Here is a 22,343-nt window from a genome sequence, read left to right as displayed (position 1 = left end):
ATCTGATTTCAATAATACTAAAAATAGGTTATTTATCTGATTCAAACATACTAACATTGATGAGTGATAACTTCTTATCTCTTAATTATATAATGTTTGGGTAAGGATCGTCTAATTGAGCTCTTTCCCTATAAAGTGTTAATCTACCTAAAATGGCTGTTAATGACTTCAAACAGTCAAAGAAAACCGTGTAGATTCAGTATTTATATGAAACTGTTAGTTATTTTAAAGTAATATTAAAGACAAAGTGGTAATTTAGCATCTCATATTCGTTTTTCATTATTTTGCATTTTTTTATTATAAAACAGCAAAATAATGCAAGTGGGTTCTTTTTATGTTAAGATAGGTTCTAGGAGTTGATAGCGTGTTAATAGAAGAGAGACTCAGTAAAATAATTGAGACACTGGAAGAGCAAAGCAGTGCGACCGTTGATCGTCTTGCCCAAACATTAAAAGTGTCAAAAGATACTATTCGTAGAGATTTAATCAAATTGGAAAATGAAGACAAGATCAAACGAATTCATGGTGGTGCCATGTTAGCAACTCGTGATGCGTTAATTTTTGATTATTCTCAGCGGGTTGCAGCTCTTTCGGCTGTTAAGAAACAACTAGCGTATGAAGCTGTAGCATTTATTGAAGATGATATGTCTCTAATTTTTGATTCATCAACAACGGTAGAGGCGGTTATTCCATTAATAAAAAATAAGCGACTACAAGTGATTACTAATTCGTTGACGCATGGGCTTTTGTTATCTCAGCAAAAAAATAAACAAGTGAGGATTGTTGGGGGAAAGCTTCATAATGAGCAACAGTTTTTATATGGCGAGGAAACTGTCGAAAAGTTGTCACGTTATTCGGCAACAGTGACGTTGTTAGGTGTTTTTGCGATTTCTGCAAATGGTCTATACATTCACACCGAGGAAGAGGCATTTGTTAAGCGCATGATGGTCAAGCAGGGGCAGCTCGTGGTGGCACTGGCAGACCAGACTAAAATTGGCACAACTGGTTTTTATAAGATCGCTGATCTTAAAGAGATTGATGTATTGATTACAGATAGACAGCCTGAGGTAGGATTTTGTGAGGTATTACAGGAAAATAACGTTCGGCTCATTATAGCCGGAGAAGGAGAATTAGTATGACATTAGAACTATCATTGATACCAGAACCAAGTGTTTTTTCAGATGTGGAGCAAGTTGTTTTAACCAATGACACAATGGCTAAACGATTGTCAGCTGTACTAGAGCAAATGAAAGCTGATCAATTAGAGGCGCTTGTTGTGTATGCAGATAAAGAGCATGGCGCCAATTTTGAATATTTGACCGGATTTATTCCTCGCTTTGAAGAGGCGCTCCTAGTATTGAAGTCTGACGGTCAGGCTTTTCTTTTATTAGGAAATGAAAATGTTAAGATGGCCGCTCATGCGCGACTTAAAAATACCGTCATCCATGTTCCTTATTTTTCACTTCCAAATCAACCAATGGAGGGTGAACGTTTGTTAGAGGATATTTTTGCGGAAATTGACTTAGACAAAGCGAGTAAAATTGGAATAGCGGGTTGGAAATTGTTTAGAAGTAACTTACAAGATAATCAAGCTTTATTTGATCTCCCTCATTATATAGTCGCTGCCTTGGAAAAAACTGTACAAGGTGAGGATGTGTTAGTAAATGCGACGGGTATATTTATTGGTGAAGAACAAGGGGTTCGAACGATCTGTACGGCTAATGAAATTGCTCATTATGAATATGGAGCTAATCTTGCTTCAACATGTATGTTGCAAGCACTGAATGCAGTTAAGGTGGGAATTTCAGAAATTGAATTAGGCGATCGTCTTTCGGCTGAGGGACAGTACCAGCCAGTTGTGACAATAGCAGCTACAGGTCAACGGTTCGAAAATGCCATTCTTTATCCGACACACAAGAAGCTACAAATTGGCGATAGATTATCTTTGACAACAGGGTTTAAAGGCGGATTATCTAGCCGAGCTGGATATGTGGTCAAGCATCAATCCGAGCTACCTCTGGGGGAACAAGATTACTTGGAGCGAGTGGCATTTCCTTATGCTAAAGCTGTTTCGATATGGTTGAAAACAATCAAAGTTGGGTTAAAAGGTGGCGATTTGTACGATAAAATTGAGCAAGTTTTGCCTAAAAAACAATATGGGTGGAGCTTGAACCCAGGGCATTTAGTAGCCGATGAGGAATGGATGGCAAGTCCTATTTATCACAAATCTCAGGTCAATTTGAAGAGTGGGATGATTTTTCAGGTTGATATTATTCCGAGTGTTCCTGGTTATGCAGGGACTAGTATGGAAGAATGCGTTGTTCTTGCTGATCAAAAATTACGAGCAGAATTAGCAGAAAATTACCCTGACTTGTGGAAAAGAATTGAAATTAGACGAGATTATTTAGTATCGGTCTTGAATATTGAACTGAGTAAGGACTGCTTACCTTTGTCAAATACGGTAGGCTATTTAAGACCTTATCTTTTAAGTAAGCAAGCTGTCATTATGTCTAAATAAATGAAGCAAAGACTGGACTGTGTTTAGCGCGCAATATTGGTGAAACAAAAAGGGGACATGACTTATGTCACGGCCTCGTTGTTTTCACGTATGTTATGTGATAAACACGCTCCAAAAGTCTGCTCACTACGTTTTACTTCGATCTCAACAACTTCTAAATGCTAAAGCATTTAGAAGTTGAAGGCTCGGCAATTTCTCAAAACCCGAGCAATCGAAATTACCGATTGTTCGGGTTTTTCGAGATTGCTCGGAGCAAAACGACTTTATGTCCCAGCTTCTTTTTGACATTAAAGAAAGCTGTTTTTGAAATTTTTCAAGATAAATTCAATTAAATGAGGAATTGGTGATAAAGGTGTGATACAATGATTAGAAAAAAAGGTGGCGGTAGTTATGAAAGCAATTCTAACAGTTATTGGCAATGATAAGGTAGGAATCATCGCACATGTGAGTCAAGAGTTAATGTTAGAAAACATTAATATTTTGGATGTTTCCCAAACAATCATGGGAACTAATTTTACAATGATGATGATGATTGATCTGTCAAAGGCATCAATCAGCTTTAGTGATATTCAAAGTAAATTACATTTACTAGGAGATCAGTTGGCCGTGAAGATTAGTGTTCAACGGGAAGACATTTTTAACACGATGCATAAACTATAATCTAGAGGAGGCTGTTAGATAGATGGAAGTCAATCAAATATTAGAAACAATTCGCATGATCGAAGAAGAAAAATTAGACATTAGAACGATTACGATGGGCATCTCCCTTTTGGATTGTATTGACAGTAATGGGGAACAGGCTCGTCAAAAAATTTATCAAAAGATTACTACCAAAGCAGCAAAATTAGTTGAAGTAGCCGAAGAGATTGAAAAAGAATACGGGATTCCGATTATCAATAAGCGGATATCTGTAACACCTATTGCGATGGTAGCAGCGGCCTCGGGAGAGCGTGATTACGTGGCCTTCGCTAAGACCTTGGATCAGGCAGCCAAAGCAGTTGGCGTCAATTTTATTGGTGGTTTTTCTGCCTTAGTACAAAAAGGTTATTCTGCTGGTGACGATATCTTGATGAATTCAATTCCGCAAGCTTTGGCCGAAACGGAGCGAGTTTGCGCCTCTGTTAATATCGGGTGTACCAAATCTGGGATAAATATGGATGCCGTTCGACAGATGGGGTATGTGATTAAGGAAACGGCAGCCTTATCGGATTTAGGGTGTGCTAAGTTAGTTGTATTTGCAAATGCAGTTGAAGATAATCCATTTATGGCTGGAGCTTTTCATGGTGTTGGAGAAGGAGATTGTGTCATCAATGTGGGAGTAAGTGGCCCTGGTGTAGTGAAACGAGCTCTTGAAAAAGTCCGTGGGGAAAGCTTTGATGAAGTAGCAGAAACGATCAAGAAGACAGCCTTCAAAATTACGAGAACAGGTCAGTTAGTTGGACAACTGGCATCAAAAGCGCTAAATGTTCCCTTTGGTATTGTTGACTTGTCATTAGCACCTACACCAGCAATTGGGGATTCAGTGGCTCACATTTTAGAAGAGATGGGGCTTGAATCAGTTGGGACTCACGGCACAACAGCGGCGCTGGCCTTGCTAAATGATGCGGTAAAAAAAGGTGGGGTTATGGCTTGCGGTCATGTTGGCGGTCTATCAGGTGCCTTTATACCTGTTTCGGAGGATATTGGAATGATTAATGCTGTCAATAATGGCGCTTTGAACTTAGAGAAATTAGAAGCCATGACGGCAATTTGTTCCGTTGGTTTGGATATGATCGCTATTCCTGGTGAAACCAGTGCAGAAACCATTGCAGCGATGATTGCTGATGAAGCGGCGATTGGGGTCATCAATAATAAGACAACTGCTGTTCGACTAATCCCAGCTGCTGGGAGAAAAGTTGGCGAGATGGTTGAATTTGGCGGTTTGTTAGGGCGCGCGCCTGTTATGGCAGTCAATAGCTATGGATCAACAGACTTCATTTTGCGTGGCGGACGGATACCAGCCCCCATCCATTCATTTAAGAATTAGGCAGTAAGAAAATAAAAGTAGTTCTCTGAAAAAGGAGGGCTACTTTTTATTTATGTTTGAAAAAGATAGACTAAAAATGAATAATTAATGAAAAAAGTTAATTAATTCAGTGATTATTGAGCTATTTTACTCGAATATGAGGTATGATAATAGATGGAGATTCTAGCCTTATTATGAGCTAGGGAGAGACAAGGGAGGAAGAATGAAGTGAATATGTTTGTAATAATAGTAGAATTTCTTCTTTGGTTTGTCTTTTATCCCGTGCTTTGGTGGGCTGGGTTAAACTATTTATTAAAGAAATACTCATTTCTTAACTATCTAAAACTATTGAGCATACCGTTGATTATCGGTCAGGCAGTTCTATTTTTTCTGATCCTAAGGGACAGTGTTCGTTTTGTGGTCGTATTTTTGATCGAAGGGCCGAATAAAGTGGAGTGGTTAGCCAAACAAATGTCTGGTATCTCTTATTATTTATTTGTTTCGTGGCTGTTATTGCCAATCTTAGCACGGTTACTATCTTTGACTACTGACAAGGATTATCGTTATTTGAAAAAGTATAGTCAAAAATTAGTAAAAAAAATACGGAAAAGGTGGCGTGGCTCTACACCGAAACGTCGAAAAAAGACGAGAAAGCATAAAAAGAGTCAAGCTTCTACTAAAAAACATAGATAATAGACTGGTTAACAATTCAGGAACTCGACTGCAAAGTAGTTGAGTTTTTTTATCGAGTCTCGGACTGTGAGAATCGTGGGCTAGTCTTTGTTGATAGCCTCTGTTTTTTGTCAAAAAATCTGGTATCATAGTGGGGAAGTTAGAATGGTAATTATGACATCAAGGAGAGTCGATAACATGACTAAAACAAGACTTAAAGTTGGCACGTTTAACATAGCTGCTGGCTTGCAACCGAATTTAGAAGCGCTTAAAAAGGTGATTGCTGCTACTCAACTCGACATAGTTGGATTACAGGAGGTGGATAAATTCACCAAGCGTATGCCTTACGATATGCTAAGCGGTATTGCAGGTAATACCTTTCCTTATTTGTATTTTAGTGCAAGTATGCCTTTTGAGGCAGGAGAATTTGGTAATGGAATAATGTCCGTAACGCCCTTTTGCTCTACTGAAATGACTCATTATATTGAACGAGCCGACTTAGAGCAACTAGAGCCACGCGCATATCAGTGTGTCAAAATTATAGCTGATGGTAAGGAAATTAGTTTCTATAACACTCATCTTTCCTATGAAAACCAAGCTCTTCGTCAAAGCCAATTCAGAGAATTATTAGAGGCATTGGAGCAAGACGAGAGCGCTTATCAAATTATTGTTGGTGATTTCAATACAGATCAATCGGTTAGTGAATTTGATTTAATGTCTGCTTCTTATAGCTGTGTTAATGGCCATCAAGGAGACTGGTGCGAAACATTTAATCAGGTTGATGTATCGATGAAAACAACAGCAATCGATAATATTTTTATTAGCCAAACTATCCAGCTTGTTGATTGGCAGATTGATGATGAGTTAGTCTCTGATCATTATTTATTGTCTGCTTTGCTGGAGTTAGCATAATTGAAGGATATAAAATAACAAAAAAAATTTTATTTTTTGGAATTATCACCAATATTAATCAAATAAATTTCACATTTTAATAACGAGTTTATAAAAGAAAAATCAAAAATTAATGATAATATTTAGATATTAGCTAGTTACGTATTTCTGACAGAGCTAATAGAAACGCATTCCTTTAGCTAGCTAATGAGTGGCTGCCGACAGGAACGGCGGTCACTTTTAATCAGATGAGGAAAGGAGGATTAGAGATGACTTATAGAGATGGATATGGCGAATACCGGCTGTCTCTTGATTTAGAAACGCAATTGTTTAAAGTTTATTTACCTGATAAACCCGAAGTTTGTGGTTACGGTACAACAATCGAAAAGGCGCTTCAACAATTAAGTAGACAAAAGGAGCCAGTATAGATGAGTGACCTGGAACTAGATTCACGATAAAAAGAGGTATTGTAAAAAAATTACAATACCTCTTTTTTATTTTAGAAAAATTTTAGATAAGAATTAAACATTTGCTAAAGGATGATAGAGTTTCTTTACTATTTTTTTTCATTGTGGTTTAATTACTTTTGTAAAGAGAAAGTGTGAGGTGAGATATGTCTGCAGGTAAAAAAGTTTTTTTAAGTATTTTAGCGGTAATGCTTGTAATCATTTTAGGGATTGGGGCTTATGCAGCTAAAGTTTATTTTGATGTTAAAGGAACAGCGAATGAGATCCATGAACCAATGAATCGAAAGGTCTCTGATAAGCGAGACAAACCCGTAAGCATTGATGCAGGAGAGCCTTTTTCAGTATTGTTATTAGGCTTGGATACAGGTGATTTGGGTCGTGATGAACAAGGTCGTTCTGATACGATGTTAGTGGCAACTATAAGCCCTAAAAATAATCAAACGACGCTCGTAAGTATTGCTCGTGATACTTATACGGAAATTGTTGGCAATGGTACAACTGATAAAATTAACCACGCCTATGCATTTGGTGGTGTAGAAATGGCAATGAATACGGTTGAGAACTTGTTAGATATCCCACTAGATCACTATGTGACGATCAACATGAAAGGGTTGAAGGAACTAGTTGATGCTGTTGGTGGCGTAAAGGTAGAGAATACGTTAGAATTTAGTCAGGATGGTTTTGACTTTCCTTTAGGAATTATTTCACTGAATGGCGAGCAAGCTCTGTCATATTCGCGGATGCGTTATGAAGACCCTAAAGGCGACTATGGCCGCCAGGATCGTCAGCGAAAAATTATTGAAGCAATCGTAAAAAAATCTTTGAAGCTTTCAACAATAACAAGCTATAAATCATTATTGGACACAATTGGTTCGAATATGAAAACTGATTTATCTTGGGATGATATGGTAGATATCCAAAGCAAGTACCGCAATGCAATGGGGGATATTAAACAAGAAACCTTACAAGGACAAGGTGTAATGCGTGATGGCGTTTCCTATCAGGACATAGCACCAGAAGAACTGACTCGTGTACAAGGAATTTTGAAAGCACAATTAGAAAAATAAAAAAATCTGCAACTACTCGTGATAAGTGGTTGCAGATTTTTTTACTTATTGAAGCAATTTGAAGAGGTCTTTGGTCATGTTGGCATTTTTTGAGTCGGGATAGATGTAGTTACTTAAAGTGACAATCCCTGTACTTCCGTCAGGAGAAAAGGAGAGGGTGGGCTCAAATCCGACAAAGACACCATGACCAGAAATAAAGGTATCATTATGGTAAAATCCAGCTGTATAAGTATAGTCGAAGGGTAATTTTGGTCGAGACCATAGCTCGGTTAAGCTTGATTTAGAAATGATTTTCTCATCGATCAGTGCCTGAATAAAGGTAAACATATCACCAACTGATGAATACACATTGCCTGTTCCAGTTTCTGAGGCAAAGGTAGTATCGGGCGTCTTAATTGGTTGCTCATAAGCTGCTTTTTTATTTTCAGATGCGACAGCGTGATTAGAACTTGCGTAAAAAGTAGGATAGAAGCCGGTGTGTTGCAAGTTCAGTTTAGTAATAATTTGAGTGGTGAAATAGTCTTGGTAAGTTTGCCCAGTAATTTGCCGAATAATACCTGCTAATAACGTGTAATTAACTGCCGAATAATTCCATTTTGTTAATGGACTGTAAGTTAGATTGTTAAGAGCATAGTTCAGAGAATCTTCTTCTGATACGCCAGCCGTATTGAAGCCTTTTAACTGTAGTCCAGATGTCATGTTTAATAAATTTTTAATCGTAATTTGATCACTATTAGGAATGTTTGGATAAAAGGTTACTAATGGTGTTTCCATTGTTAATAAGCCTTCTTCTATTAATTTCATGACTAGGACTGCTGTGTAGGCTTTTTGGACAGAGGCAATCATAAATTCTGTATTAGCATCATTTAAGCGATCAAGAGACTTGTCAGCATAACCGTAGCCACGTTCTAAGACAATCTGATTGTCTTTAACTACTAAGATTGACCCAATAAATTTAGTGTCATTAATTTTACTTTCAATCTGTTTTGTCAGCTCTGGATATTGCTCACCATTGTTAGTTTGACCAAAGGCTATTCGAGGTTTCTTTTTTTCTTCTTCTTCTTTAAGTTGTTGGAGATTAAGGTCTATTTTTTTTTGTAGATCACTATTTTGTGTGGTTAGAGAAGCGACAGTTTGTTGCTGTTTTGTTAGTTCCTGTTGATTTTTGGCAGCTAGCTGAGGCTCGTAAAAGAAATAGAAAAAACAAAAAATGGCCAAGCCACCAGTTAGGAATCCGAAGAAGAAAAAGAAGCGATGATAGCGTCGTTGACGTTTTCTTTGTATATTCATTTGTTGTTTTCGTTTATTTTCCATAAGGGCCTCCCATGTTGCAAAAGCATGTTTATATACTCACAGTTATCTAGCGAGATATGCATAGATTAGTTATATCACTTCTAATATAAAAGATAAACAATTTTTGGCTATCCTTACAAAGACGTAAGCTTTTCGCTATAAGCTGTTAGAAAAATTTAATAAATCAAAAAATGACTGACAGCTAAGCTTGGGCTGTCAGCCACTTCTGATAATTAAGATCTTAGGGTTAGTTTGACAACGACTTCCGCGCGAGCCGTTTGTGGAAACATATCCACTGATTGTAGATAATCAACATCATATTTTTTGGTTAATCTAACTAAATCTCGAGCTAATGTAGAAGGGTTGCAGGAGACGTAGACTAATTTTCTACTTGGATAACGTAGAATAGCTTGAATCAATTGTTCGTCTAGTCCTGTCCTAGGGGGATCGACAATTATTCCGTCAGGCCTAAATCCAGCCCTTAGCCAGTGAGGAAGAAGCTCCTCAGCTGTCCCTACTTCATAACGACTGTTGTCAATACCAAGACGTTCAGCATTGCGTTGTGCGTCTTCAATCGCAGCTGGAATAGTGTCCATTCCTCGAACCCGCTTAACTTGCTTAGCGAGGCTTAGGCCGATTGTACCAACACCACAGTAGGCATCGACGATTGTGTCATTTGGTTGAACATCAAGGGCCTTTCTTGCTTCCTCATATAGGACAGCTGTCTGCTCTGGATTAAGTTGAAAGAATGCTCTCGGTGATAAGTCAAACACTAAATCACCGAGATGTTCTTCAATACTTTCTTTTCCCCAGAGATGTTGTGTGTCATCTCCCATCACAAGAGATGTTTTTTTATTTTGAATATTTTGCATAATTGAAACGACGTTTGGGATAGTTTCAATTATATCCGCAATTAAGGCCTTTTTTTTCGGTAATTTTGGACTATTTGTAATAAAAACTAATTGAATTTCTTTAGTAGCAATCCCAACTCGAACCATTAGTGTTTTGACAATTCCACTATTTTTTTGTTCATCATAAATAGGAACTTGATGCTTAGTCAACAGTTCAACTACTTGATTAACAGTGGACATGGTTGCGGGTTGTTGGACTAAACAGTCTTCAATGGGCACTAGCTGATGAGAATCAGCTTGGTAAAGTCCTGCTTGAGCATGGCCATCACTTGCTTGACGAACTTGGAATTGTAGTTTGTTTCTGTAATGCCAAGGTGTTTTCATACCAATTGTCGGTAAGAGTTTATAAGTTTGATAACCGTTTGGTTGGTATTTAGCCAGAGCTTGCTTAACCACATCCTTTTTAAAGCTTAATTGTGAGTCATAGGCTAGATGCTGCAATTGACAGCCACCACATTCTTCGTAAACAGAGCATGGAGGGATCACTCGGTCTGGGGCTTGCTTATTTATTTTCGTTAAGCGAGCTTCAACGAAACGTGGCATAATTTTAGTAACCTCGACTGTGACAGTTTCGGTCGGTAATGCGCCAGGAATAAAGACAATCGTTTTTTTGAAATAGCCAATGCCTTCTCCGTTGATGCCTAATCGCTTAATTGGAAGTGTTAGTGACTGGCCAAGTTTAATTGTATGTTTGGTTTCCATTGATTCACCTTTTTTCATTATTGTTTCAGCTTATCTATTTTAGCACAGAATCAATTGAAATGCTGTTGAAGTTGAATCAGCCTTCTGTTAATAAAAATATCTCAGCTATCAGGACGTTTTGGAAAGAAATATATGGTAAACTATTAAAAGATAGAGAACGTTTGTTTGTTCTTAGATATGACTATCATGAAAGTATTAAGAAAAAATGAGGAGTTGAAGACAATGGAAATTATTAACCGTCTCTCAAAGGAAAAAAATAATCAATACAAAGTCTGGCTCGAATCGGGTAGCTCCTTTTTTGTTTCAGAGGATGTCTTGGTTCGTTTACGGTTGCTCAAAGGAATGGAAGTTGATAATGAGCTTATTGAAACTGCAAAAAAAGAAAGTCAGTTGGATCACGGGTATCAAATGGCTCTCAATTATTTGAGTTATCAATTACGCTCTCAAAAGGAAATTGAGGATTATCTAAGAGGTCGTGAAATTGATAGTCCAAGTATTAGTGAAATTATTAAACGCTTAGAGTCTCTTAAGTTAGTCGATGATGTAATGTACGGAGAAAGCTATGTAAGAACGCAAATGCGTACATCAGATAAAGGCCCAAGCGTTGTTCGTCAACAACTGAAAAAAAGAGGGCTAAGGGATGATGTCGTTGAACAGGTTTTACAGCTTTATACAGAAGAAGAGCAAGGCCGTGTGGCGCTAGAGGTAGGAACTAAGGCGGCACGAAAATATGGTCGTAATAGTCATTATGAACGATTACAGAAGATTCGTCAGTATTTAATGACAAAAGGGTTTAATGGCGACATTATTACAATGACATTAGAGAGTCTGTCAATTGAAAAAGATGAAGAGGAAGAAGAAAACCTACTAGAAATTCAAGGCGATAAGCTGTGGCGAAAAAATCAACGCTTTGATGCTAAGAAACGTAAACAGAAAGTCACTCAATCCCTGTACCAAAAAGGGTTTAGTTTTGATATAATTAATGCCTATATTAGTCAGAAAGAGATGGAAGATGAAGAGTAAAATTGAGAAACCGGATGCTCGTTTGGAGCAAGTGGTTGCGGAGTGGAGTCAAGAAAAGATAGCAAGCTTTCAGCATGATTTTTTGGCTTGGTATGAACAAGAGCGTCGCCTGTTACCTTGGCGAGAGAATCAAGATCCTTACCGGATTTGGGTGTCTGAAATCATGCTACAACAAACCCAGGTAGTGACAGTCATTCCTTTTTTCTATCGTTTTATGGAGTGGTTTCCGACAATTAAAGAGTTGGCTGAGGCACCAGAGGAGAGACTTTTAAAAGCGTGGGAAGGTCTAGGCTATTACTCACGAGTGCGTAATATGCAGGCAGCTGCTCAACAGGTGATGGAAAATTTTAATGGTCAAATGCCACAAACAATTGAAGAAATCAGTACTCTAAAGGGGATTGGGCCGTATACTGCTGGGGCGATTGCAAGTATTGCTTTTGATTTACCAGAACCAGCTATTGATGGAAATGTCATGAGGGTATTTAGTCGGTTATTTGAATTGATGGATGATATTGCTAAGCCCGCTAGTCGGAAGACCTTTGATTTTGTTGTTCGTAAGTTGATCTCTCATGAGGATCCAAGTAGTTTTAATCAAGCCATTATGGATTTAGGGTCAGGAACTTGTACACCGACGAGTCCGAAGTGTGAAAGTTGTCCAATCCAAACCTATTGTAGCGCTTATCATAGCGGTACGATGACTAATTATCCAGTTAAGAGCAAAAAAATAAAAAGCCGTCCTGTTTATTATATGGCACAAGTTATTCGCAATCAGGATGGCGAGTATCTAATTGGTCAACGGCCAGAGACGGGATTATTAGCTAACTTGTGGACGTTTCCTTTGATAGAGGTGAACAAGGAGGAATACGTTGAGATGCGTAATCAATGGTTAGATTATGAGCAGAGTCAAAATGCCCAGACAAGGCTTAATTTAGTAGCGGAGGATGAAATAGATCTTAGCGACTGGGTATCTTCTAACGGTCAAGATAGTCAAGTGATTTGGCAAAAACAACCTTTGGGAGAGGTGACTCATGTTTTTAGTCATTTAAAATGGCATGTCTTAGTAACTTATGGTGTGACAAAAGATAAAGAATATGATTTACAAGCGAATGAATATTGGGTGAGACCGGCTGATTTTAATGAGTACGCGTTTCCTAAGCCACAGCAAAAAATGATTGAGTTATTAGAAGGTAAAGCTTATTTTTAATTAGGAGGTTGAAGTATGAAGACAATTGGATTAATTGGTGGAATGAGTTGGGAGAGCACAGTCGATTATTATCGTGTGATTAACCAAGCCGTTAAGCGTGAGTTAGGCGGGCTTCACTCGGCAAAGATTATTTTAGTTAGTGTTGATTTTCAGGAGATTGAAACGTATCAATTTGCTGGACAATGGGAAAAGAGCGAAGAGATTTTAGTTGAAGCTGCTAAGACATTAGAAAAAGCAGGTGCTGATTTTGTTCTAATTTGTACGAATACAATGCATAAAGTAGCTGGGGGTGTGGCAGCAGCCATAGAGATTCCTTTATTACATATTGCTAAAGTGACAGGAGAATTATTGGTAGAAAAGCAATTGAAAAAAGTTGCTTTATTGGGAACTATTTTTACGATGGAGCAGGCTTTTTACCGAGATGAAATTGAAGCTAAAGGTATTGAAGTTATCGTTCCTAACCAAGCTGACCGACAAGTGGTTAGCCGGATTATTTATGAGGAACTTTGTTTAGGCGAATTGAGTGATGATTCTCGTCGAACCTATTTACGAATTATTGCTGAGTTAGCTTCTCAGGGGGCTGAGGGGGTTATCCTAGGCTGTACAGAAATTGGGCTACTCATTAAACAAAGTGATACATTAGTGCCATTGTTTGATACAACCAAAATACACGCTGAGAGTGCTGCTTTATCTGCACTTTCACGGTAATCGTTCCTTGATTCGAGGAGAATTAGGTATTTTATTCTAGCTATCAGACATATTTGTGATATAATAATTCTGATGCCGGTGTAATGAACACCCTAACGAAATGGCTGAATCATTTCAGAGAAAGTAGGGTACCTATGCGTGTTCCTAGAGAAGGGGAATTCATCACCATTCAAAGCTATAAACACGACGGCAATTTGCATCGAACATGGCGAGATACCATGGTATTAAAAACAAGTGAGCACTCGCTCATAGGGGTCAATGACCATACTTTAGTGACTGAATCAGACGGTCGTAGATGGGTAACGAGAGAGCCTGCTATTGTGTATTTCCACAATAAATATTGGTTCAATGTGATAGCCATGATTAGAGAAAAAGGGGTTTCTTATTACTGTAATTTAGCCTCACCTTATCTCTTAGACGAAGAAGCTTTAAAGTATATTGACTATGATTTGGATATCAAAGTCTTTCCTGATGGAGAAAAGCGCTTGTTAGACGTCGATGAGTATGAAGAGCACCGTAAACAAATGAACTATCCGGCGGAGATTGATTTTATTTTAAAAGAAAATGTCAAGATTCTCGTCGATTGGATCAACAATGGGTATGGGCCCTTTTCTCAAGAGTATGTTGAACTTTGGTATGATCGTTATCAGCAATTGTCTCGTAAGTAGTATGAGGTTAGATGAGTTCTAACATAAGTAAAAAAGAATGGAGCTGTCAGCTGTTTAGCTGGCAGTTCCATTTTTAGCATTCTTTTCAATTAAGACCCGATAATTATAACAGGATAGGTTTCAGAAAGGGAATTGTGACTTAAGTCACGCCCTCTTTTTGTTTCACGTATATTATGTGATGACCGCGTCCCAAAAGTATACTCGCTCTGTTGTTCTTAGTGCTCGGAGTAAGACGAAGGTTGTCACAACTTCCTTTATTTAGAGAGTTTTTTCCATCATATGATGGGGGATATTGGCATCTAAAAATTCATCGCCATAAATTGAATAACCGAGTTTGCTATAAAAGCCGATTGCAGTATTCTGTGCGCCAAGAATAATACGTTCAAAGTCTTGTTCAGCGGCGATTTTCTCTGCTTCAAACATGAGCTTTTTTCCAAGGCTGAGATTGCGAGCCTCTTTCATAACGGCCATTCGCTGTAATTTAGCAACGTGATGGTCTTGTTTTAATAACCGACAAGTAGCAACTGGTTGGTTATCATGATAAAGGACGAAGTGGAGACATTTTTCTTCTCCATCTATTTCAATTGCTTCGGAGACACCTTGTTCCTTCATAAAGACAGCTCGTCTGATGGCTAAAGCATCTTGATAAATAGCTGTTGACAGGTCTTCAGTAAATTGGACGATCATGTAATTCTCACCTCTTGCTTAGATTTCTACTTATAATAGTACAAAAGAAGAGCATAAATCAAGTAAAAAGTTAAAATTTAAAGTGAAATAATCAGTCTTAAGAACTATTTTAGCGCTACTTTTTTTCGGATACAATAGAGAGAGGGAGAAGCAACATAAAATAATTGGTTATTTTGAATCTTATCGAGGTAAATAAGAGCAATTTGTGGTTAAATCCATTATACTAAATGAGAGTTAGATTATGTTGTTGTTCAGGTACAGGAAATGTGTACGTGAAAGTTGAAGGAGGAAGTATTATTGTTTGAAAAACTTAAGCAATCCAAGTTAATGTTTTGGTCGGTGGAATTACTAGTCATCGCGACCTTTATTTTGGTATCATCCAAGATAAATTTTATGTTTAAGCCGGTGGCAACGTTATTTACAACGCTTTTTGCCCCAATCTTAATTGCAGGATTTTTGTATTATATGCTTAATCCATTAGTGAAATTATTGATTAAAAAGACGAAGATGAAAAAGAATTTAGCTGTGGCCCTAGTTTTTCTCTTGCTACTTGGGGCGTTGGTCGTTTTTATTGGTGCAATTATTCCTAATCTTGCTAAGCAGATTGCTTCTTTAGCTAGTAGTGTGCCTGGAATTGTTAAAGGGCTAGAATCTTGGGTCAATGAGATGTTGGCTCATCCGATGCTAAAAAATGTTAACTATCAAGAATATATTGATAAGTTAGATCTATCTTTTGGAGACATTTTCAAAAATGTTGTTAATGGTCTATCAACTAGTCTTGGTTCTATTATTTCGTCAGTTGCGAGTGCGACTATGCTGATTGTGACGGTACCGTTAATTTTGTTTTATATGCTAAAAGACGGTGAACGTTTTGTTCCGTCGATCGAAAAGTATTTACCAAAAGCTCATTCTAATGAAATAAAAGAACTATTACATAAAATGAGTGAAACAATTTCTGCTTACATTAGTGGGCAAGCGCTAGAATGTCTATTTGTGGCTGTCGCTACTATAGTTGGCTACTGGGCAATTGGTGTGGAGTATGCTTTCTTATTTGGTGTCATTGCGGGGCTGACAAACATGATTCCGTACTTAGGTCCATACATTGGGTTAGCGCCGGCTGTTTTAGTGACAGTCTTCGATTCACCCTTCAGAGCGATTTTAGCATGTGTGGTTGTCCTCGTTGTACAGCAAGTTGATGGTAACTTTATCTATCCTTTGGTAATTGGGAAAAGCTTGGATATTCATCCATTAACCATTATTTTAATTTTATTAGTAGCGGGAAATATTGCTGGCTTACTTGGAATGATTTTGGGAGTTCCTTTTTACGCAGTCTGTAAAACAATTTTTATCTATGTATTTGATATCGTGCAACTTAATCGAAAAAAAGAACTATTAGATGGTTCTAGTAAGTTAATAAAATAATTCTTAATATTGATAAATCGTATCATTTATGATACGATTTTATCGTATATCATTAACATGAGAAGATAGGGTGAAAGCCTTTAATTATCATGATGGAAAAACTACTGATGGCCCTATGACTACATAGTGAAAGCCCAGGAGTAAAAAGGGACTGTCGTTCCCTAAATAAAAGGAGAGAACAGCGTATGAATGCTGACCCGGAGAGTCAGTCGTTAATAGGACAACTTTTAATTTTAGTCATATTAACAATGTTAAATGCTTTCTTTGCAGCCGCAGAGATTGCCGTCGTATCACTTAATAAAAACAGAATCCAACAAAAAGCAGAGCAAGGGGATAAAAAAGCTGCCCGTTTGTTTGCTTTATTAGGAAATTCAAGTAACTTTTTATCAACGATTCAAGTTGGTATTACGTTAGTTAATATCTTGTCAGGGGCCTCTTTAGCAGACTCACTTTCAAGAAAATTAGCCCCACTTTTTGGGGATGCTACTTGGGCAACACAACTATCAAAAGTCCTTGTATTAATGCTATTAACTTATATTTCAATTGTGTTTGGTGAGCTTTATCCAAAACGGATTGCACTAAATAAATCAGAGGAAGTTGCCCGAATTGCTGTTGGGCCAATTTTAGCGATTGGTGTAATTGCTAAGCCCTTTGTTTGGCTGTTATCTGCTTCAACGGATGTGTTAAGCAAACTTACTCCAATGAAATTTGATGATGAAGATAATAAAATGACCCGTGATGAAATGCGGTATATGTTAGAAAAAGAAGGTATCTTGGAATCAGATGAGTTAGAAATGGTTCAAGGGGTATTTTCATTAGACACAACAGTTGCTCGGGAAGTGATGGTTCCTCGGACAGATTCATTCATGATAGATTTAAATGAACCAATGGCGAACAATTTAGAGCTGATTTTGAATAATACTTATTCTCGCGTGCCAGTTTATGACAATGATAAAGATAAAGTAATTGGTGTTTTGCATTTGAAACGGTTATTGAAGGAAGCACATGAAAAAGGGTTTGATAAAATTGATTTAATGTCAATTTTACAAGAACCATTATTTGTCCCAGAAACGATTTTTACGGATGACTTATTATATGAGCTGAAACGTACTCAAAACGCTATGGCGATTCTTTTAGACGAGTATGGTGGGATGGTCGGTATTGTAACATTAGAAGATTTATTAGAGGAAATCGTTGGTGAAATTGACGATGAATCCGATCAGGTCGAAAAACTTTATACTCAAATTGAAGATAATGTTTATTATGTACAAGGTAGAATGCCGATTGGTGAGTTTAATGAAGAATTTGGTACAAACTTAGATATGAAAGACGTCGATACAATGGCAGGTTATTTAATCACGGCTCTTGGAACTATTCCAGACAAGGATCAAAAATTGTCTTATACAGTGGACAATCTGACATTGATTTCGGAAGAGATGGAAGGGTCTCGCGTATTATTGTTGAAAGTGATTTTTCATGAACCTGCTGAAGAAGAACCAGAGGAAGAAAAGAAGTTTTTCGGAAACGGGAATAAAAATAAGTCGAACGATGATGAATAGAAACAAACAGTCAGCTGATTATTTTCAGCTGACTGTTTTTTACAAAAGAAAGAAGGGATCGTTTTGAGTAAACGTCAACTAATTTTAAGAGCAGATGATGCGGGATCAAGTTCATCTGCTAATTATGCCATGGTTAATGTGATTGAGGCGGGCATGGTGAAAAATATTTCTTTGATGGCAGTAGGACCTAAAATTGAGGAAGCAGCTAAGCTACTGAAAAAATATAAGTCAGTTTGTTTTGGGGTTCACTTAGTTTTAAATGCTGAGTGGGATCGAGTGAAATGGGGACCTATAACAAAATTAGATTCCTCGAGTGGATTAGTTGATAACGAGGGCTATTTTTTAGCTGATCCCAAGATGTTTAGTGAAACTAAACCGAATGTATCTGTCATTATGGCAGAATACGAGTCTCAATATCAACGCCTAATTGAATTAGGATTTCCAATTAGTTATGTAGACTCCCATATGTTTGCCGAGTTTTATGTGCCAGGGCTGCAGGAAGCTGTTGATGAGTGGGCGATAGAGAAAGGCCTGCTTAATCATGCTGATTATTATTCAGTTCCACCGGATATTGACAAGTTAATTAATCGTGAAGTAAGAACTGTGAGCTTTTTAACAACCGTCCCACCTGGTCAATACTTCTATGTGATTCATCCAGCTTTAGATTCAGCTGAAATGCGTTTGACAGGGAATTCCGAGGTTAGTGGAGAGAAAGTGGCGATTGATCGTCAAAAAGAAGCAGAGTTATTTTCAAAAAAAATGGTAAAGTTAACGTTGAAAGGGTTGGGAATAGAGACAATACGCTACGATCAAGCCAAAAAAATGCCGCGAATTGATTTGAAGTCATTTTTCGGTTAAGACATAGTGTAGAAGACGTGACTAACCTCGTTTTGCTCCAAGCACTGGGAACTTCGATAGCTTAAAGAAACTCGATGATCCATATTTCTAGGTAGTAAACTGCTTAGAATAAGGACTTGCAAGAGAGGTTAAAGACAATGAAACGAAGTCCATGAGTCGTTTTTTTGTGACGTGTTTAGCATGCGATATATGTTAAACAATAAAGAGCTGAGACAAAAGTCGCAGCTCTTTATTTAACGTTGTTAGCCAACTATAGAAATTACTCAGCAGTCTCAGCCACTTCTTTTAAATAAGTGGAGATGACAGATAAAAAGGCTTCTCCGTATTTGTCGAGTTTGACGGTACCTACACCGCTAATTGTTCCAAGTTGGGCACTGCTTTCTGGTAACTGAGCAGACATTTCTCTTAAAGTAGCATCATTAAAGACGATGTAAGCTGGTACTTTTTGCTGGTCGGCAAACTCCCGACGCAATACCTGTAGCCGAGCGAAGAGAGCTGGATTAGCAACATCGTCGGTAACAGAGGTTTTCTTTTTAGGCTCTTCATCCTTGGCTAGATTCATCATTAACTCTGCATGAGGTGTCAGTAAATCCTTTGCGCGAAAGCCAAGTTGTAAAACGGGATATTGACCATCACTGGTAATCAAGTAACCTTCTGCTAACATAAACTCGATCATCTGCCGAATTTGTTTTTCGCTTGTCTCTTTCATAATGCCGTAAGTAGAGACATTATCTAGGCGTAATGTCTTTATTCTTTTTTGCTCACTACCACGAAGAACATCCACAACCATTTTAGTACCAAAGTTTTCTCGTAATCGTTTGACACAGGAAATTATTTTTTGCGCCTGAATTGTCACATCAACTTTTTCAAAATTGGTTAAACAGTTACTACAATTGCCACAATAATTACTACTAGCTTCACCAAAATAGTTTAAAATATAGTGTCGCAAGCAATCTTGAGTAAAGCAATAAAATGACATGCGTTTCAGGCGCTCTTGTTCATGCTTTTTGAAGGACTCACGCTCTAGTTCTGATAATTGATCGTTTTCGTTGTCATTATCAATAAAAAATTGATTTGTGACGACATCACGACCGCTATAGAGTAAAATACATTCTGCTGGGGAACCATCTCGTCCAGCACGGCCTGCTTCTTGGTAGTAGCTTTCCATGTTTTTCGGCATATTATAGTGAATGACGAATGCGACATTTGATTTATCTATCCCCATTCCAAAGGCATTAGTTGCAACCATCAGTTTCATTTTATCTGTAACGAAAAGTTCTTGATTGTTTCGTCGTTCATCACTAGTTAGGCCGGCATGGTAACGGGTAGCAGAGTGACCTAAATCTGATAAACGTTGGCAAACTTCCTCAACATTTTTGCGAGATTGGCAATAAATGACGCCACTAATATCTTCGTGCTTAGCGACGTAGTCTTGGACAAAGCGAAATTTATCTTTAGGTTTTTCAACTGCGAATGACAGATTTTTACGATCAAAGCCTGTCGTTAATGTTAAGGGATTTTTTAACTGAAGTAGCTGACTAATATCTTCTTTGACTAACTGGGTAGCAGTCGCCGTAAAGGCACCAACGATTGGTCGTTTTGGCAAAGCTTCTAAATAGTCGTTAATTTGTAAGTAGCCAGGTCTAAAATCTTGCCCCCATTGAGACACACAATGGGCTTCATCTACGCTGACAAATGCGATAGTAACTGACCGAGAGAACTCTAAAAAGCGAGGTGTCGTTAATTGTTCTGGTGCTACATAGATTAATCGATAGTGATTATTGCGTGCATTTTGCATCATCTTACTTTGCTGACTAGCAGTCAGTGAGCTATTTAAATAAGCCGCAGGAATTCCGACTTGGTTGAGGGCGGTAACTTGGTCCTTCATTAATGATATTAAAGGAGAAACGACAACGGTCAATCCCTCAAATAATAGAGCAGGAACTTGATAACATAAGGATTTTCCGGCTCCAGTAGGCATAATACCAAGAACATCCTGACCAGCGACTAAGGCATCGATGATTTCTGTTTGCCCATCACGAAATTCCGAGTAACCAAAGTAGGTTTGTAGGATAGAATACTTATCTTGACTCATGTATAGAATCTCCTTTCATTGACTAATTTAAGATTAAAAGACATCTGTCATTATAACATATATTTGTTAGGAGATAATGGCCTGTGTAAATTATCCGTGGAAAGAGGAGATGGAAATAGCCAAATAAGAGGAAGAGACAGGTTAAATTGTCTCTTCCTCTTATTTATTAATCTATCGCATTTTGCTCTATGACGTTTTTCATCCAAAAACTTGATTGTTTCGGGTAACGTTTAAAGTTATCGTTAATATCAACACGGTAGAAGCCGTAGCGATTTTTATAGGCATTAAGCCATGACCAACAATCTACAAAGGTCCAAAGATGGTAACCAAAACAGTTACTACCTTCTTCGATTGATTTATGAAGAAATTGAAGATGGTCTTCAATAAATTCAATACGGTAATCATCCTGAACGATGCCATTTTCATCAATAAACTTCTCTTCACCTTCAACACCCATCCCATTTTCTGAGATAAACCAAGGGATGTTTTCGTAGTCATTTTTTATTCTCATTGAGATATCGTAAATGCCTTCTGGATAAATTTCCCAACCACGATGAGGATTTATGCGTTTATCAGGCCAGTCATAGCCCTTAAAGTATGAGCCAGGCGTGATAGTCTCCATATCAGGATTATCTTGATGCTGCACACGTAACGGTTGGTAGTAGTTAACGCCTAAAAAATCAACTTTGTTATTAGCAATTATGTCTAAGTCACCTTCAACCATTTCTGGCAATAGATTTGTTTCTTTATATAGTGTAACTAGTTCTTCTGGAAAATGTCCAAGAACAATTGGATCCAGCAAACTACGGATTAGCAATAAATCAGCTAAACGACGTGCTTCTTGGTCTTTTTTATCGTCACTTTTCGCGTAAACAGGTGATAGATTAAGGATACAAGAAATTTCTCCGTCATTGTGTTTATTTTTACGAAAAGCTTCGACAGCTTTTACATGAGCCATAACAGTATGGAAACCAACTTGAATAGCTCGTTTATAATCATGAACGGCAGGGTAGTGGGCATCACCTAGATAACCACACTCAATATGTACCATTGGCTCATTAAAGGTTGCCCATTTTTTAATAATGTCGCCGAATAAAGTGAAAGCTGTGTCGGCATAAAACGCAAAAGCATCGACTGATTCACGCGTTTCCCAGCCGCCTTTTTCCATTAACCACATTGGCATATCAAAGTGGAAAAGGTTCATAATTGGCTCGACTCCTTTAGCTTTTAGCTCGCTAAAATAGTCACGATAATAAGCAACTGCCTGTTGATTGACAGTCTTACCATCAGGTAAAAGTCGGCTCCATGAGATAGAGGTACGATAAGAGTTTAATGACATATCTTGCATCAATTGAACGTCTTCTTTGTACTGATAGTAAACATTAGAGGTATCTTTAGGTCCCACTTGATTAAAAAAGCGCTCTGGTTCTTTTTCAAACCAGTAGTCCCATGTCGATGGACTTTTGCCATCTATTAAAGCGGCCCCTTCGGTTTGTGGTGCTGAGGCAGCGGCTCCCCAAAAGAAATTTTTTGGAAATTGTCTCATGTCTTAAACTCTCCTTTATTTTTGTATATCAACTGACTGAGATTCAGC

At 37.9% G+C, this 22,343-nt stretch carries 20 protein-coding genes; 15 read left to right on the top strand and 5 right to left on the bottom strand.

All coding sequences use genetic code 11. The annotated features are described in order from the left end of the window. Nucleotides 1–364: 364 nt before the first annotated feature. The 8 genes from AC5KOD_RS15750 (at nt 365) to AC5KOD_RS15715 (ending at nt 7,619) form a co-directional block, all read left to right on the top strand. Entirely contained in the window at nt 365–1,138 is a 774-nt protein-coding gene (locus AC5KOD_RS15750) for a DeoR/GlpR family DNA-binding transcription regulator (RefSeq protein ID WP_496915528.1), read from the top strand. Continuing rightward, nucleotides 1,135–2,517, top strand: a complete 1,383-nt coding sequence (locus AC5KOD_RS15745) for a M24 family metallopeptidase (protein ID WP_496915527.1) — start codon at nt 1,135–1,137, stop codon at nt 2,515–2,517. The genes AC5KOD_RS15750 and AC5KOD_RS15745 overlap by 4 nt, the downstream gene beginning before the upstream one ends. A gap of 390 nt (nt 2,518–2,907) precedes the next feature. Next, complete coding sequence (locus tag AC5KOD_RS15740) at nt 2,908–3,177, top strand: ACT domain-containing protein (RefSeq protein WP_496915526.1); 270 nt, start codon at nt 2,908–2,910, stop codon at nt 3,175–3,177. 22 nt (nt 3,178–3,199) lie between these two features. Beyond that, a complete protein-coding gene (locus AC5KOD_RS15735) occupies nt 3,200–4,543 on the top strand; it encodes a PFL family protein (RefSeq protein ID WP_496915525.1) in 1,344 nt (447 codons plus the stop codon). Between the two features lie 207 nt (nt 4,544–4,750). Next, nucleotides 4,751–5,215: a hypothetical protein gene (locus AC5KOD_RS15730; protein WP_496915524.1), complete on the top strand. Its 465-nt coding sequence runs from the start codon at nt 4,751–4,753 to the stop codon at nt 5,213–5,215. A 177-nt stretch (nt 5,216–5,392) separates the two neighbouring features. After that, nucleotides 5,393–6,106 (top strand): endonuclease/exonuclease/phosphatase family protein, encoded by a 714-nt coding sequence (locus AC5KOD_RS15725; RefSeq protein WP_496915523.1) that lies wholly within the window; start codon nt 5,393–5,395, stop codon nt 6,104–6,106. A gap of 248 nt (nt 6,107–6,354) precedes the next feature. Further along, the gene (locus AC5KOD_RS15720) at nt 6,355–6,513 is read left to right on the top strand and encodes a hypothetical protein (protein WP_496915522.1); all 159 of its coding nucleotides are present in this window, start codon (nt 6,355–6,357) and stop codon (nt 6,511–6,513) included. Between the two features lie 185 nt (nt 6,514–6,698). After that, nucleotides 6,699–7,619, top strand: coding sequence for an LCP family glycopolymer transferase (locus tag AC5KOD_RS15715; protein ID WP_496915521.1), 921 nt, complete (start codon nt 6,699–6,701; stop codon nt 7,617–7,619). A 45-nt stretch (nt 7,620–7,664) separates the two neighbouring features. On the opposite strand, the gene AC5KOD_RS15710 is transcribed toward AC5KOD_RS15715, so the two are convergent. Both AC5KOD_RS15710 and rlmD read right to left on the bottom strand, forming a co-directional pair. After that, entirely contained in the window at nt 7,665–8,933 is a 1,269-nt protein-coding gene (locus AC5KOD_RS15710; RefSeq protein ID WP_496915520.1) for a serine hydrolase domain-containing protein, read from the bottom strand. A gap of 212 nt (nt 8,934–9,145) precedes the next feature. Next, entirely contained in the window at nt 9,146–10,525 is a 1,380-nt protein-coding gene (gene rlmD / locus AC5KOD_RS15705) for a 23S rRNA (uracil(1939)-C(5))-methyltransferase RlmD (RefSeq protein WP_496915519.1), read from the bottom strand. A 222-nt stretch (nt 10,526–10,747) separates the two neighbouring features. Between rlmD and recX the strand changes: the two genes are divergently transcribed. From recX to ntdP, 4 genes are all read left to right on the top strand, one after another. After that, on the top strand, nt 10,748–11,548 hold the full coding sequence (gene recX, locus AC5KOD_RS15700) for a recombination regulator RecX (RefSeq protein ID WP_496915518.1): 801 nt from the start codon (nt 10,748–10,750) through the stop codon (nt 11,546–11,548). Further along, nucleotides 11,538–12,752, top strand: a complete 1,215-nt coding sequence (gene mutY, locus AC5KOD_RS15695) for an A/G-specific adenine glycosylase (RefSeq protein WP_496915517.1) — start codon at nt 11,538–11,540, stop codon at nt 12,750–12,752. Before recX ends, mutY begins: the two co-directional genes overlap by 11 nt. Nucleotides 12,753–12,767: 15 nt before the next feature. Beyond that, nucleotides 12,768–13,460, top strand: a complete 693-nt coding sequence (locus AC5KOD_RS15690) for an aspartate/glutamate racemase family protein (protein ID WP_496915516.1) — start codon at nt 12,768–12,770, stop codon at nt 13,458–13,460. A gap of 134 nt (nt 13,461–13,594) precedes the next feature. After that, nucleotides 13,595–14,128 (top strand): nucleoside tri-diphosphate phosphatase, encoded by a 534-nt coding sequence (gene ntdP / locus AC5KOD_RS15685; protein ID WP_496915515.1) that lies wholly within the window; start codon nt 13,595–13,597, stop codon nt 14,126–14,128. Nucleotides 14,129–14,386: 258 nt separating this feature from the next. Here ntdP and AC5KOD_RS15680 read toward each other — a convergent pair whose 3' ends face one another. After that, nucleotides 14,387–14,815, bottom strand: a complete 429-nt coding sequence (locus AC5KOD_RS15680) for a GNAT family N-acetyltransferase (RefSeq protein ID WP_496915514.1) — start codon at nt 14,813–14,815, stop codon at nt 14,387–14,389. Nucleotides 14,816–15,112: 297 nt separating this feature from the next. Here AC5KOD_RS15680 and AC5KOD_RS15675 point away from each other — a divergent pair, with 297 nt between their 5' ends. The 3 genes from AC5KOD_RS15675 (at nt 15,113) to AC5KOD_RS15665 (ending at nt 18,654) form a co-directional block, all read left to right on the top strand. After that, nucleotides 15,113–16,237, top strand: a complete 1,125-nt coding sequence (locus AC5KOD_RS15675; protein ID WP_496915513.1) for an AI-2E family transporter — start codon at nt 15,113–15,115, stop codon at nt 16,235–16,237. 185 nt (nt 16,238–16,422) lie between these two features. Continuing rightward, a complete protein-coding gene (locus AC5KOD_RS15670) occupies nt 16,423–17,796 on the top strand; it encodes a hemolysin family protein (RefSeq protein ID WP_496915512.1) in 1,374 nt (457 codons plus the stop codon). A gap of 63 nt (nt 17,797–17,859) precedes the next feature. Beyond that, nucleotides 17,860–18,654, top strand: a complete 795-nt coding sequence (locus AC5KOD_RS15665) for a ChbG/HpnK family deacetylase (protein ID WP_496915511.1) — start codon at nt 17,860–17,862, stop codon at nt 18,652–18,654. Nucleotides 18,655–18,913: 259 nt separating this feature from the next. Here AC5KOD_RS15665 and recQ read toward each other — a convergent pair whose 3' ends face one another. Together recQ and AC5KOD_RS15655 are read right to left on the bottom strand one after the other, a co-directional pair. Further along, nucleotides 18,914–20,749, bottom strand: coding sequence for a DNA helicase RecQ (gene recQ / locus AC5KOD_RS15660; RefSeq protein ID WP_496915510.1), 1,836 nt, complete (start codon nt 20,747–20,749; stop codon nt 18,914–18,916). Nucleotides 20,750–20,915: 166 nt separating this feature from the next. Further along, on the bottom strand, nt 20,916–22,295 hold the full coding sequence (locus AC5KOD_RS15655) for a glycoside hydrolase family 1 protein (RefSeq protein WP_496915509.1): 1,380 nt from the start codon (nt 22,293–22,295) through the stop codon (nt 20,916–20,918). Between the last annotated feature and the right edge of the window lie 48 nt (nt 22,296–22,343).

This window comes from Vagococcus sp. WN80Y (assembly GCF_059621045.1).
This window is presented reverse-complemented; position numbering and strand designations above follow the sequence as displayed.

Coding starts and splice junctions, on each gene's coding strand:
- AC5KOD_RS15720 (WP_496915522.1), top strand. CDS start 6,355: ATGACTTATAGAGATGGATATGGCGAATACCGGCTGTCTCTTGATTTA.
- rlmD (WP_496915519.1), bottom strand. CDS start 10,525: ATGGAAACCAAACATACAATTAAACTTGGCCAGTCACTAACACTTCCA.
- AC5KOD_RS15655 (WP_496915509.1), bottom strand. CDS start 22,295: ATGAGACAATTTCCAAAAAATTTCTTTTGGGGAGCCGCTGCCTCAGCA.
- mutY (WP_496915517.1), top strand. CDS start 11,538: ATGAAGAGTAAAATTGAGAAACCGGATGCTCGTTTGGAGCAAGTGGTT.
- AC5KOD_RS15680 (WP_496915514.1), bottom strand. CDS start 14,815: ATGATCGTCCAATTTACTGAAGACCTGTCAACAGCTATTTATCAAGAT.
- recQ (WP_496915510.1), bottom strand. CDS start 20,749: ATGAGTCAAGATAAGTATTCTATCCTACAAACCTACTTTGGTTACTCG.
- AC5KOD_RS15710 (WP_496915520.1), bottom strand. CDS start 8,933: ATGGAAAATAAACGAAAACAACAAATGAATATACAAAGAAAACGTCAA.
- AC5KOD_RS15745 (WP_496915527.1), top strand. CDS start 1,135: ATGACATTAGAACTATCATTGATACCAGAACCAAGTGTTTTTTCAGAT.
- recX (WP_496915518.1), top strand. CDS start 10,748: ATGGAAATTATTAACCGTCTCTCAAAGGAAAAAAATAATCAATACAAA.
- AC5KOD_RS15740 (WP_496915526.1), top strand. CDS start 2,908: ATGAAAGCAATTCTAACAGTTATTGGCAATGATAAGGTAGGAATCATC.
- AC5KOD_RS15715 (WP_496915521.1), top strand. CDS start 6,699: ATGTCTGCAGGTAAAAAAGTTTTTTTAAGTATTTTAGCGGTAATGCTT.
- AC5KOD_RS15735 (WP_496915525.1), top strand. CDS start 3,200: ATGGAAGTCAATCAAATATTAGAAACAATTCGCATGATCGAAGAAGAA.
- AC5KOD_RS15690 (WP_496915516.1), top strand. CDS start 12,768: ATGAAGACAATTGGATTAATTGGTGGAATGAGTTGGGAGAGCACAGTC.
- AC5KOD_RS15725 (WP_496915523.1), top strand. CDS start 5,393: ATGACTAAAACAAGACTTAAAGTTGGCACGTTTAACATAGCTGCTGGC.
- ntdP (WP_496915515.1), top strand. CDS start 13,595: ATGCGTGTTCCTAGAGAAGGGGAATTCATCACCATTCAAAGCTATAAA.
- AC5KOD_RS15670 (WP_496915512.1), top strand. CDS start 16,423: ATGAATGCTGACCCGGAGAGTCAGTCGTTAATAGGACAACTTTTAATT.